This window comes from Pararcticibacter amylolyticus (assembly GCF_003130405.1).
GTDB classification, from domain to species: Bacteria; Bacteroidota; Bacteroidia; order Sphingobacteriales; family Sphingobacteriaceae; genus Arcticibacter; species Arcticibacter amylolyticus.
Map to the genome: position 1 here is coordinate 48,689 of NZ_QEAS01000005.1, position 12,858 is coordinate 61,546.

At 44.2% G+C, this 12,858-nt stretch carries 9 protein-coding genes; 6 read left to right on the top strand and 3 right to left on the bottom strand.

The window, feature by feature from the left end:
- Positions 1 to 52: 52 nt before the first annotated feature.
- On the bottom strand, positions 53 to 916 hold the full coding sequence (locus DDR33_RS07470) for a helix-turn-helix domain-containing protein (protein ID WP_202913677.1): 864 nt from the start codon (positions 914 to 916) through the stop codon (positions 53 to 55).
- 884 nt (positions 917 to 1,800) lie between these two features.
- On the opposite strand from DDR33_RS07470, the gene nhaA reads away from it, so the two are divergent.
- Positions 1,801 to 2,964: a Na+/H+ antiporter NhaA gene (nhaA, locus tag DDR33_RS07480; protein WP_109415158.1), complete on the top strand. Its 1,164-nt coding sequence runs from the start codon at positions 1,801 to 1,803 to the stop codon at positions 2,962 to 2,964.
- Positions 2,965 to 2,974: 10 nt separating this feature from the next.
- On the top strand, positions 2,975 to 3,292 hold the full coding sequence (locus DDR33_RS07485) for a DUF389 domain-containing protein (RefSeq protein ID WP_109415159.1): 318 nt from the start codon (positions 2,975 to 2,977) through the stop codon (positions 3,290 to 3,292).
- 82 nt (positions 3,293 to 3,374) lie between these two features.
- Here the strand turns inward: DDR33_RS07485 and DDR33_RS07490 are convergent, their stop codons facing one another.
- Positions 3,375 to 4,625 carry a sensor histidine kinase gene (locus DDR33_RS07490; protein WP_109415160.1) on the bottom strand — a complete coding sequence of 417 codons (1,251 nt, stop codon included), beginning with the start codon at positions 4,623 to 4,625 and terminating at the stop codon, positions 3,375 to 3,377.
- A complete protein-coding gene (locus tag DDR33_RS07495; protein ID WP_109415161.1) occupies positions 4,622 to 5,299 on the bottom strand; it encodes a response regulator transcription factor in 678 nt (225 codons plus the stop codon). The genes DDR33_RS07490 and DDR33_RS07495 overlap by 4 nt, the downstream gene beginning before the upstream one ends.
- A 466-nt stretch (positions 5,300 to 5,765) precedes the next feature.
- Here DDR33_RS07495 and DDR33_RS07505 point away from each other — a divergent pair, with 466 nt between their 5' ends.
- The 4 genes from DDR33_RS07505 to DDR33_RS07520 all read left to right on the top strand — a co-directional run bounded on the left by DDR33_RS07505 (position 5,766) and on the right by DDR33_RS07520 (position 12,676).
- Positions 5,766 to 6,368: an RNA polymerase sigma factor gene (locus tag DDR33_RS07505; protein ID WP_109415162.1), complete on the top strand. Its 603-nt coding sequence runs from the start codon at positions 5,766 to 5,768 to the stop codon at positions 6,366 to 6,368.
- A 107-nt stretch (positions 6,369 to 6,475) separates the two neighbouring features.
- On the top strand, positions 6,476 to 7,561 hold the full coding sequence (locus tag DDR33_RS07510; protein WP_109415163.1) for a FecR domain-containing protein: 1,086 nt from the start codon (positions 6,476 to 6,478) through the stop codon (positions 7,559 to 7,561).
- A 272-nt stretch (positions 7,562 to 7,833) separates the two neighbouring features.
- A complete protein-coding gene (locus DDR33_RS07515; protein ID WP_158280673.1) occupies positions 7,834 to 11,145 on the top strand; it encodes a SusC/RagA family TonB-linked outer membrane protein in 3,312 nt (1,103 codons plus the stop codon).
- 22 nt (positions 11,146 to 11,167) lie between these two features.
- Complete coding sequence (locus DDR33_RS07520; RefSeq protein WP_158280674.1) at positions 11,168 to 12,676, top strand: RagB/SusD family nutrient uptake outer membrane protein; 1,509 nt, start codon at positions 11,168 to 11,170, stop codon at positions 12,674 to 12,676.
- Positions 12,677 to 12,858: the final 182 nt, after the last annotated feature.

Here is a 12,858-nt window from a genome sequence, read left to right on the forward strand (position 1 = left end):
GCGCCAAAAAACCGCAGGCAGCCAATCAGCATCAAACCGATAGTTATGATTTTCAAACCTTGCGGAAGGCGTTCGGCGTGCTGCCGGTCAGGCGCTTGAAATAATTGTTGAAATATGCGGGATATTCAAAACCAAGGGAATAGGCGATCTCGGCCACGCTCCAGTCACTATGTTTTAAAAGCGCTTTTGCTTCGGCAATGATCCTCGCAGCGATATGCGATGAAGTAGGCTTCCCGGTAGTTTCTCTGACAGACCGGTTCAGGTAATTGACATGCACATTAAGAAGGCTGGCGTAGTCCTGCGGACTGCGTAAGCGGAGCGGTTCGTTGCTGCGCTCTATGGGGAATTGCCTTTCGAGCAGATCGCTGAAGAGATGTGCAATGCGGCTTGCGCCATTTCTGAAGGTCTGGGCATGCTGCGCGGGCTGTATTCGCAGGGCTTCATGGATGATGAGCTCGATATAGTTTTTGATCAGATCGCCCTTATAAAGATAGTCGCTCTGGTAAACGGCCAGCATTTTCTCAAACATGCCTGTCATAAAGCTGGCTTGTTCTTCAGTTAGCGGTACGACGGGCTTATCGCCAGTCCTGAAGAGGGGCGAGTCGTGCAGTTCCCGGCCACTGAGGAAGGTTTCGGTAAAGATACAGGCATAACCACTGGTGCGGTTGATGCGGCGGACAAGAGAATGAGGCACCCGGGGGTTGACAAAAAAGAGAGCAGTTCCTTTTATGTCCAGCAACTGGCCGCCATAATTGATGGTCATGTCGCCGTTGACTAAGCCCATTTTATAAAAGTCGCGTCGTCCCGCATGGACCGGTACTTCCGTGGATGCGGTTACGGCGTGAATTTTAAAACCTTTTAACTTGAGATCGGCCAGGTTCAGTCCGGGTATGTCCGTGCTTTCTTGGTTTGCCATTCCACAAAGTTAATAAAATCAATCTTCTGTGCTTTGTCATATCCGGACAGACAACTATAGCAACAGACTGCTATTTACCCGTGGACATGGGTTTTTCTGCCTGTTCATTGAAAGGCTATAAAAAAGCCCTGCCTGTGATGAGCACAAACAGGGCACCTAAACCTTATCGAGGGTAAAAATAATATAATTCCTGAATAGTGTTTCTATTTTTGTGAAAATCTGATACTCATAGGGGAAAATTATTTAGCGGTTGCGTATCCAATCATTTATTTTATATCGAAGATTTCCTTGAGCGCGCCTTTTACATAGAAATATGCAAAGTAGAAAAATGGATGTATTCGGGATTGGTCTACTACACTTACAAGGACATTCGAAAGCTGGCGGGAAATAGGAAAGCCGTTTGTTGGGCTCTGAACTTTGTTAAGGAGTTTTAAGCCTTAGTACTTACCTTTGCAGTGTGAAGGATTGCCGTTTCGACCTCTTCAGTCTGATTCTGTTCATTTCTTTATGTCTGGTCCTGGGATCTATGACAGCGAAGGAAGAAATTGAGAAAGTCTACGCGGACGATTATGATACATACGTGCTTCCTCATTTTTCTTCGGGGCAGGGGAGTTGTCTTGTCTTTTTGCCCTTTAGCGGGGGGGCTGTATGGCACGCAGAACGTCCCCAATCTTCTTTCCATTATGATAATCATCAATACCGGAATTTTATTTCACCGGTTTTAAAGACACCTGCTTTTATTTTGCATTGCACTTATCTGATTTAACCGGTTAGATTTTCATGTGCTCATCAATAGTGTGGAAACTGACTTTTAATGAGCTGCCGAATAACAACTGTATACTATTATAAGTATCGCAGGAAGTATTAATTTATAGGTGCTAAATATGTCAAAAATAAATCTTCATGTATTCAAAAGCTTCTTCTCTTCGCAATCAGCGGGAGGAGTCCTTTTAATCTTTTGTGTTGTTATCAGTTTAATGATTGCAAATAGTCCCCTGGCCGGAGGCTTCGATGAACTGCTAAAAACTGAAATCGGGTCAAATTTTTCGGGAATTACCCTGCGTTACCCGGTTCTTCTTTGGATAAACGATGGCCTGATGGCCATATTCTTTTTACTGGTGGGGCTTGAAATAAAAAGAGAGCTGGTTGAAGGTGAATTGTCGTCTTTCCGGCAGGCAGCTCTTCCGGTTTTTGCAGCAATAGGCGGTATGGCTGTACCTGCCCTGATCTTTGCGCTCTTTAATAACAATACGGAAACGGCTAACGGATGGGGGATCCCGATGGCGACTGATATCGCTTTTGCAATCGCGATTCTATCGCTCCTTGGTGATAAGGTTCCCACAGGACTGAAAGTGTTTTTAACAGCCCTGGCTATAGTGGATGACCTGGGTGCCATACTGGTGATCGCTCTTTTCTACTCCGCGGAACTTCATTTAACTTACCTGCTTTATGCCGGGGGAATACTGCTCCTGCTTGTTATTTTTAATCGCTTAAACCTTTCGCATCCGCTGTTCTATGTGATACCGGGATTGTTTATCTGGTATTTTATTCATCATTCAGGCATACATGCAACCATAGCTGGTGTGTTAACGGCATTTACACTTCCAACTACTCCGGATGATAAAGAGTCTCCCCTGGAGAAATTGGAACACTGGCTGACAAGACCCGTCAACTTTTTGATTATGCCTCTGTTTGCTCTTGCTAATACTAATATCCATCTCGATATTTCTATGGTTGGCGGAATTTTTAGTAATATGGGTTTAGGAATTCTGCTGGGCCTGTTTCTGGGTAAACCTATCGGGATTTTCATCATGTCGTGGGTGGCCGTTAAATCAGGGATCGGAGGATTACCCGAACAAACAAAATGGAATCAGCTGGTGGCGGCAGGCGTACTGGCAGGCATTGGCTTTACCATGTCGATATTTATCGCGATGTTGTCGTATTCTGATCATCATCTCCAGATTGAAGCCAAGTTCGTAATTCTTGTAACTTCCGTCCTGGCCGGAATCATTGGCTATTCCTGGCTGAAACGGATTAAATTTAACTAAAGGGATTTGCATGAAGAGAAGAAGAAGCCGCCTGGTGCGCACAGTAAATATTTTTCTTTCCCGTAGGTTTAATCTCCACCTGGACAAGGCGGACGAGGATGACGTGGTTATCTCCATTCGCAAGAACTCTGATTTTGTGGGAGCTAACTTGTGGACCCTCATTTTTGCTATTTTTATTGCCTCAATCGGTCTCAATGTAAATTCAACCGCTGTTATTATCGGAGCGATGCTGATCTCTCCCCTGATGGGACCGATTATGGGGATAGGCCTGGGGCTGGGGACCAACGGCTTCGAGCTTATAAAAATTAAGAATGCAATTATGGCTTAAAACTAGATTGAGGGTAGACTCTGTGCGTCTCCTGATAGAATAGAACAGGCTGAAATACAATCATAGCTTGGGGAGTCCGGATCTATCCGAACTTTATCCGGAAGCCATGCATAGGCAAACGAAAATAATAATTCAGGGAGTAGCCTTGCTTGATACAGATCTGCTTGAGGATGGCCAGGCCCAAACCCACACCATCTGACTTCGGGTCTTTGTAAAATCTTTCAAATATCTGGCTCTCGGGCAATGCATTCTGATTACCTGTATTTTCAAAATAGAGTTCGCCCTCTTTTAGTGTTATATGGATTTCCCCTCCGTTTCTGTTGTGCCTTATTGCGTTGCTGAACAGATTGTTCAATAAAATGTCGAACTGGTATTTGTTGCTCAAAACAGTCGTATCATCAAGATTGCATGTTACCTGAATGTGTCGCTGTGAAATGAGTTCCTGAAAATTATTCACTTTTTGCCTGATCAATTCAGCCGGGCAAAGCTGTTCTTTTTCACCAAGCTGATCATGATCAATCTTTACCAGTAATAGCAACGATTGGTTGATTTTATTCAGCCGTTTGGTAGCTTTATAAAGGTCGAGTAGTGCTTTGCTGTCATTTTCTGCCAGCGTTCCCGACTGTAGCAGGGTGTCGAGCTTTGAATTAATGATCGCTATCGGAGTCATCATTTCATGTGAGGCATTTTCAGTAAAGAGTTTGATCTCCTTAAAATCGTCTTGTATCTGTGTTGTCATTTGCTTTAGTGCTTCATCTAATTGTCTGAATTCGTGTATATCTGTTTTTACGGATCTGTAGCCTCCTTTTTTGATGTCAAAGCTTTTAATTTGTTTTAAGGCCTGATAAAATGGCGACCATAGTTTTAAAAGCAGGTAGCGATTAAATAAGGCCATCAGTCCAAATAATATAACTACTGGAATAATTATGGCTAAAAAGACAATTTGCATCTGCCTGGATTGAGTAGCCTTTGAATTCAGGATCAGCACATGAAAAGGTTGGTTGTCTAATAAGAGATCAGCCTTCAGGTAGCGTGCAGATTCTTTTTTTTGTTTTCTTGGATTGTAGAACGTGGTATCACCGGGTACTAGTACCGCAGACGTTTTTTTTGCCGGTTTATACTCAATGACGAGGTCAAGGTCTTCTGGGGGTGCGGGGAAAATGTTTTTGACATGCAGATAGTCTTTTACTTCCATTAGTTCCTCCCGTAAATTCTCATCTATCTTGTTGTTAAGTGTATAGTTGAGAGCATTATAAAATAATATTCCTACAGAGATGAGGCCGATCAGTAGTACGACCAGTAAAACCCTGTTGTATTTCGAAAATAGGTTCATATATCTGTAAACCGGTAACCCAGGCCATAAACTGAATGAAAATAATCTTTAGCACCGGCATCCGATAGTTTCTTGCGGATGTTTTTAATATGTGTATAAATGAAATCAAAGCTGTCGGCCATATCCGCGTCGTCTCCCCAAAGGTGCTCAGCGGCTGCACTTTTGGATATGGCTTTTCCTTTGTTATATATGAAGTAAAGCAGCAGGTCGTATTCTTTCCTGGTAAAGTGAATTTCATGCCTGTTTACTGTTATGGTCTTTGCTCCCAGATCAACCTCAATTTCGTTAAAGGTGAATATATTGGAATGCTGATTGTTTTTACGCCTGATGATGGCGGCAATCCGGGCATTTAACTCTGAAAGATGGAAGGGTTTCATCAGATAATCGTCTGCACCTAAATTTAAACCTGTTATGCGGTCGTCGAGGGCATTGCGGGCCGAAATAATTATCACGCCTTCGGTCTTTTGTAATGATTTCAGATGTTTTAACAATTTCAGGCCATCACCATCGGGGAGCATCAGGTCTAATAATATACAGTCGTAGCTATAGAGGGAAATTTTCTGATAGGCCGCGTCGTAGGTAATAGCTGTTTCGCATAAATAGCCTTCAGATGTGAGGTAATCCCTTATAGCTGAGGATAAATCAAGCTCGTCTTCTATGATCAGGATCTTCATTTTCGAAAATTACAAAGAAATATTGAAGATAATCTGTCGAATACAGAGCGCTTAGGGTTTGTCTTAATTGACAGCCGGAGCCTTGCACGTGCAATGTGTAGGATCCTTCAACGATATCCTCTGCTTCAAAGTCAGATAATCGGATCTATCCTTCACTCAGACCCGTACGAATGAGCACACGGGTAATGCCTATGGTTTTACGGATTCTTATTCGCAGGAGTGTGGCTATCAATCGCTGGGCGCTGCTTTTAATCTCACCCGCTTATATAAAAGTAAAAATACACAGTTTGATCTGCGCTTGCAGACGTTTCTGGATACCTGATGATTCTCATCTGGGAAAGGTGCTTTTAACGCGGCAGTAGAGCCTGATTTTTTTCGTAAATGATCGTTTGGGTGTAATTTGAATTGCAATATGCAGCATTCAGGTCTTGAAGTGGGAAAAAATGATTAGCTTACGGGCTTAATTATGGGGCGCTATAATTTGTATACCGATTTGGAGTTGTTTGGTCTGATGAAAGTTGATGATCGGGGTGCTTTTGCAGAATTATATGGGCGTTATCATGCGGATATTGTTCGTTTTCTGCGTAAATTTCTGAAGTCTTCTAATTTGTCTGAGGATATTTGTCAAAATGTGTTTCTTAAATGCTGGGAGGGGCGTAGTGAGTTGCCTGAAACTATTGCCCCGGCATCGTGGCTTTACACGGTTGCTAAAAGCCGTGCTCTCGATTTTTTACGGAGAGTTTCTGTAGAGCAAGCCGCTGCCAGCATGATCCTGAACGAATACCCCACTGGCCGGAACCTGCCGGAAGAGAACCAGTTTACGCGTGATTACCTTGCTTTTATAGAGAAAATACTCGACACCATGCCGGAGCGCACGCGGGAAGTGTTCAAGCTGTGCCGGCAGCAATATCTTACCTATGAAGAAGCCGCTGTTCAATTAGGAATTACACATCATACTGTAAAAAAGCACATGGGATATTCTATGCGGATTTTAAAAAGGGCTGTGGACAAGGAACTGGGCATCGATCTTAAAATATTGCTGGCAGCCTTAATGCTTACCCTGCATTGATAATTCTACCGGCTTAATAAATTCTTTTCAAAAAATTAATATTTCTTTCATCATGCGTACCCGGTGATGTGCTCTTGTTCGTAATGCAGTCTGAAAACAAGATATAAATGCTGGAACAAGACGAAAATGCAAAGAGAACACTCATTGAGCGTTATATCGAAGGTGCCGCCAGTGAAAGTGAACTGATGGTGTTTTTTGACTTAATGGGCAGGCAGGAGATCGATAGACTTGTCTCGGAGTATATGGATAAGGAAGTAGAGCAGATGCTCGCGCGGCAGCGCCCCGCCCCTGTGTCTCCTGTCCGCAGATATGCTGCCATTGCCGCCGTTATTCTGATTACTTTGTCGGCGGGTGTGTTCTTTTTAGTCCGAAGTGATCCTGATAAACAGGTGATAGACAGGCGTCCTGCTTTGAGCCAGGGCACTCTGACTTTGGCTAATGGCCGGAAGATCATCCTCAATAAGGCCTTGAATGGGAAGATAGCGGATCAAAACGGAATGGTGATATCGGTTGATGATCAGCGTCAGATAACTTTTTCGGGCAAGGTAACTGATCAGAATGCTAATTTGTTTAATTCGGTGGCCACAGCCCGTGGAGAGAAATTAGCCTACCCGGTAGTCCTGGCAGATGGTACTAAAGTCTGGCTCAATGCAGCTTCATCGATTACATTTCCGGTCGCCTTTAATGGTAAAAAGCGTATTGTAAAATTAACGGGAGAGGCATATTTTGATGTAGCTCATGATGAGTCCAGGCAATTTGAAGTGGAAACGCGTGACCAGATTATCAAAGATATAGGCACTTCCTTTAATATAAATGCTTATGAAGATGAGCCTGCTATGCATACCACGCTTATCAGCGGCTCTGCAAGTGTAAATAATATCGTCATTAAACCAGGCCAGCAAGCTGTGGGTGCTGGCGCTCAGTTGAAAATTACAGATGTAAATACCGATGGGGTTGTCGCCTGGAAAAATAACTATTTCAAACTGGACAATGAGGAGCTGACTGCCATCATGCGGGAAATATCACGTTGGTACAATGTGGAAGTTGTTTATGCTGACCAGATCGATAACCAAAAATATTATGGTACCATCAACAGGTTTAGTGATTTGTCAAAGGTGCTGGATAAGCTCGAGAGTACGGGTACCGTAAAGTTTAAAGCGGAAGGAAACAAGGTAACTGTATATAAAAAATAAGTAAACAGTAAATAATAATGATTCAACTCCGAAGGAACTATATGGAATATTAGAGGAACAAGGAAGGTACGCGGCCTGGTAAGAAACGGAAGCGCTGGACACGCCTCCGTTTGAATTGTCCGGTCGTAAAGTTTTATCTGCAAGGCAGATAAACATTTAAAGAATTGCTTCGAACACAATTTTCATTTTAACCGAATACCCAAATGTATAAAATTTTTACGCGACTTTTTTGCGCGCGCCCTGGTACGGGTACGCATCAATTTTTGTTGGTCATGAAACTTATTACGCTTCTTTTATTTGCTGGCTTATTGCAAGCAAGCGCCTCCAGTTACGGCCAGAAGATCACTTATCATAAGAGCAGGGTAACGATGGCTCAAATGATCGATGAGATCAGGAAGCAAACCGGGCTTGACGTGCTGATATCTTCTGATAACATGAAAAAAATAAAAGTCCGCAGTGTTAATTACAATAATGAGGATATTAACAATGTGATGGCAGATTTTCTTCAGGGTCTGTCGTTTGATTTCAGAATAGAAGATAAAACTGTTTTGATCAGTCCCAAAGATGTTTCCCTTCTGCATAAAGTTAAAGAACGCCTTATTGCGGGCTTTCAGCAAATAACGGTACAGGGAATTGTGACAGATTCTATCGGGCATCCCATGCAGGGTGTCGTCGTTCGTGAAAAAGGTACCAGTAATATCGTGCTCACCGATCAGCGGGGCACTTTTAAGATCATCGCGAAAGATGAGAAGTCACTTATTACATTCTCTCACATTGGTTTCATTGTAACTGAATTAAAAGCAGGAGAAGTTCCGGCAAGGATTGTGATGCATGCCGGCGTCGCAAACCTGCGCGAGGTGGTGATTAATAAAGGTTATTATACGGAAAAACAAGCGCTTAGTACAGGTTCGGTAAGCAGTGTCAGTGCGAAAGAGATCAGCATGCAGCCGGTTACTGATCCGATTCAGGCGTTGATAGGGCGTGTTCCCGGTTTATATATTCAGCAGCAATCTGGTGTTCCCGGAGCCAATTCCCTGGTACGTCTGCGGGGGCAGAACAGTATTGCCAATGGAAATGATCCGCTTTACGTGATAGACGGAGTTCCCTATTCCAATCGTACGCTTACGCCGGGTGCAGGTGTTACAAGCGGCCCGCTGGGATCAGGCACCGGTTTCAGCAACACTTCTGCAGGCGGCTTAAGTCCTTTTAACCTGCTTAATCCTAATGACATCGAAAGTATTGATGTACTTAAAGATGCGGATGCTACGGCCATTTATGGATCGCGTGGTGCTAATGGTGTTATTCTGATCACAACGAAAAAGGGCAGACCCGGTAACACGCTGGTTAACGTCGATTTTTCCCAGGGTGTTTCAAAGGTGACGCGCACCATGGATATGATGAATACCGAACAGTATTTACAAATGCGCCGCCAGGCTTATGCGAATGATGGTATCGATATACCCGCCACCGCTTATGATTTAAATGGTGTATGGGATACCACCCGTTATACCGACTGGCAAAAGGAATTAATAGGCGGAACAGGTCATTATACCAATGCGCAGGTTTCTGTATCCGGAGGAAGTGAATCTACGCAATTCTATGTTGGAGGGGGCTTTAACCGTCACACTACTGTTTATCCAGGTGATTTTGCAGACCAGAAGGGTACCCTGAATTTCAATTTGAACCATTCGTCTGCGAGTAACCGTTTTCAGCTAACGCTTTCCGGAGGATATACTCATGATGAAAATAATCTGCCGCAATCAGATCTCACAAATTATGCATTAACCCTTTCGCCGGTTGCCCCTGCGGCTTTCAATCCTGACGGGACACTCAACTGGCAGACCAACGGTACAACCGCAACATGGGGCAATCCCTTAACTTATACCGTTAGAACGGCCGACGCTACCAGTAACGGGTTAACCAGTAACCTTACGCTGAGTTATAAAATCCTGCCGGAGCTTACTTTTAAAACAAATACCGGTTATAATTACGCAACGACTGAACAGGTCAATATTACGCCGTCGTTAGCTATTGCACCGCCGAACACCAACAACGCTGCGCGACGGAGTAACAACTATGGCAACGGAAAATCTACTAACTGGATCATTGAGCCGCAATTGAACTATATCAGGAAGATTGGCAGAGGTGAGCTGAATGTGTTAGCCGGTACAAGTTTTCAAAGCCAGTATACTAATTCTGCCTCCTATCTCACTTCGGGTTACGCCAGCGATGCCTTGCTGACTAATCCGGCCAACGCATCTAATTTCAGGTTCTTTGGCTCTACCGATATTACCTATAAGTATACAGCCGTTTACGCGCGCCTTAACTATAACTGGGAAGAGAAATACCTGTTGAATCTGACTGCCCGACGGGATGGAAGCAGTCGTTTTGGACCAGGGAAACAGTTCGGGAATTTTGGAGCCGTTGGTTTGGGCTGGGTTTTCAGCCGCGAAGGTTTTTTTGACAATCACCTGGATTGGCTGAGCTTCGGTAAGCTTCGTGCAAGCTATGGGGTAGCCGGGAACGACCAGATAACTGACTATACTTATCTCAGTTCTTATTCCAGCAATTCTACTACCTACCAGGGTATCACGGGACTCTATGCAACCCGCATTCCTAACGCGTATTTTGCCTGGGAAGTAAATAAAAAGCTGGAACTCGGACTCGATCTGGGATTCCTGAATGACCGCATTAATCTTACTGCCGGTTATTATCTTAACCGCAGCGGTAATCAACTGCTATCTTATCCCTTAGGTGCAACAGCCGGTTTTCCCTCGGTACAGGCGAATCTGCCTGCCGTTGTCCGGAACTCGGGCGCAGAGTTTACCCTGAACACTACCAATCTCCAGCGAAAGAACTTTAAGTGGAGTACCTCTGTAAACTTAACTCTTCAAGGCAATAAGCTGGTGTCATATCCAGGACTGGAAACTTCTAACTACGCAAATGTGTATGTAGAAGGGCAAAGCATTTTTATATCCAAGCGTTATGTTTTTGCCGGTGTAAATGCGGAAGATGGTTTGTATAATTTCATAAAATCCTCAGGAGAGACCACTACCGACCCGGAATACCCCGCAGATCTTATGGTGACAAAGCCGGTTACACAACAGTATTATGGCTTGTTGGGCAATGCTTTAAAGTATAAGGGTTTGCAGCTGGATTTTTCGTTTCAGTTTGTTAAACAACAGAAAGTGAATTATTACGGGGAAAGTTCAGTGTTACAATCAGCCGGTACCTTTAACTACAATCTTCCTGCAGCAATGGCCGGTAACTTTTGGATACGCCCGGGCGATGAAGCGCTTTTTGGGCGCCTGTCAACTTTCAATCTGGCCGATCCGGGCTATCGTTCGACAACCAGTACCTTTGGATATGGCGATGCTTCTTTCATTCGCTTAAAAAATGTTTCACTGTCTTATAACCTGCCTTCTTTATGGCAGAAAACGATGCGTTTAAAAAATGTGAACGTTTATCTGCAGGGGCAAAATCTGGCAACTTTCAGTAATTACTTCGGGCTTGATCCGGAGACAGGTTCACTGGGTCTGCCGCCATTGCGGACGATCGTATTCGGTATACATGCATCCATTTAATTTGGCCATCAAGAAATTAGTAATGAAAATACATCATACACACAATAACGTGAGCAGGTTATTTTTGGTCCCATCCCTGCTAATACTGGCTCTGATTTCGGGATGCCGGAAATTTGTTGAAATTCCCCCTCCCAACTCTGAGCTTGTCACTTCATCTACTTTTAATAATGCGGCGGCGGCTACTTCAGCGGTCACGAATATTTATACCCAGATGTTTCAGAATACGCCGGAGTCTGTTGTGATTGCCATTCAAAACGGCGTACTGGCCGATGAATTAACCACTTATTCAAACTCGGCCATGTCGTCTTACTTTTCGTTCTACCGTAACGCCATGACCAGTGCGATGTCGCTAACATTTGGTGAATGGGAGAATGCTTATAGTTATATTTACCAGGCTAATGCGGTCATACAGGGCCTGGAGCAATATGGTGGTGGTTTGAAGACCAATGTGAAGAATCAGCTGACCGGCGAAGCTTACTTTATCCGGGCTTTCTGGCATTTTTACCTGACTAATGCCTACGGCGATGCGCCGATTGCGCTAACTACAGATTATAAGATCACCAGCCAACTATCCCGATCGCCACGTTTGCAGGTATTACAGCAGGTAATCTCAGATCTTACTCTTGCACAAAGTTTTTTAAATAGTAATTATATAGATGCAACCGATACGGCAACAACCACGGATCGTGTGCGCCCTAACAAGGCGGTAGCTTCAGCCTTATTAGCCAGGGCATATCTGTATAAAGCCGACTACGATAAAAATGATCCGTCGGGCTACCAGGCGGCAGTCACAGCAGCCAGCAGTGTTATTGGGAATAGTGCGTATAAACTCTGCGACAATCTCAGCGGTGAGAATAGTGTATTTTTAAAGAATAGCACAGAAGCAATCTGGCAGCTTTTTACTCCATTACCTGCAAATTATAATACCAATGATGGCAATGCTTTCATATTGCTTGGCATGCCTAACGATTCAGGTACTGAACAAGGTAACACGATAAGTCCGCAGCTACTGGGTGCCTTTGAGAATGATGATAAACGGAAAGCTAACTGGATAGGTTCTATAACCGAGGAGGGAGAAACCTATTATTTTCCCTATAAATATAAAGTCCAAACAGGCAGCGCGATTTCTGAATTTACAATGGTACTGCGCCTGGCAGAGCAATTCCTCATCCGGGCTGAAGCCAAAGCTGAACTTGGTGATGTTACTGCCGTAGACGATTTAAATGCAGTCCGCAGGCGGGCAGGTTTACCGAACTACGCCGGAGCAAGGGACAAAGCATCTTTGCTTACCGCTATTCAGCATGAGCGGCAGGTAGAGTTGTTTACAGAATGGGGGCACCGCTGGTTTGACCTGAACAGGGCTGTTCATACGGCCAGCACCATAAATGTGAATACGGTTATGGGTGCGCCGGGGAATGTTAGTGCGGCTAAAGGTGGCACCTGGAGTTCAGACGGGCACCAGCAGCTTTATCCGATTCCACTGAACGAAATCACAGTTAATCCACATATAACCCAAAATCCGGGATATTGAGCAATCTTTTAGTAGTTTGATAAAGGGTGAGCCCCGGTTGCACAAACCGGGGCTTTTAATTGCAGGGCTGATTTTATTGATAACCAGGATATTATCGTGGCTGTGCCTGTATCCGTTCCAGTATCTTCCTGCCTGCCTCATTACCGGGTTTCAGCGTAATAGAACGCTGGTACATCAGGATG

Excerpts from the sequence above, each read along its gene's own strand:
- DDR33_RS07505 (WP_109415162.1), top strand. The coding sequence starts at position 5,766 with ATGGGGCGCTATAATTTGTATACCGATTTGGAGTTGTTTGGTCTGATG.
- DDR33_RS07510 (WP_109415163.1), top strand. The coding sequence starts at position 6,476 with ATGCTGGAACAAGACGAAAATGCAAAGAGAACACTCATTGAGCGTTAT.
- DDR33_RS07515 (WP_158280673.1), top strand. The coding sequence starts at position 7,834 with ATGAAACTTATTACGCTTCTTTTATTTGCTGGCTTATTGCAAGCAAGC.
- DDR33_RS07490 (WP_109415160.1), bottom strand. The coding sequence starts at position 4,625 with ATGAACCTATTTTCGAAATACAACAGGGTTTTACTGGTCGTACTACTG.
- DDR33_RS07495 (WP_109415161.1), bottom strand. The coding sequence starts at position 5,299 with ATGAAGATCCTGATCATAGAAGACGAGCTTGATTTATCCTCAGCTATA.
- DDR33_RS07520 (WP_158280674.1), top strand. The coding sequence starts at position 11,168 with ATGAAAATACATCATACACACAATAACGTGAGCAGGTTATTTTTGGTC.
- DDR33_RS07485 (WP_109415159.1), top strand. The coding sequence starts at position 2,975 with ATGAAGAGAAGAAGAAGCCGCCTGGTGCGCACAGTAAATATTTTTCTT.
- DDR33_RS07470 (WP_202913677.1), bottom strand. The coding sequence starts at position 916 with ATGGCAAACCAAGAAAGCACGGACATACCCGGACTGAACCTGGCCGAT.
- nhaA (WP_109415158.1), top strand. The coding sequence starts at position 1,801 with ATGTCAAAAATAAATCTTCATGTATTCAAAAGCTTCTTCTCTTCGCAA.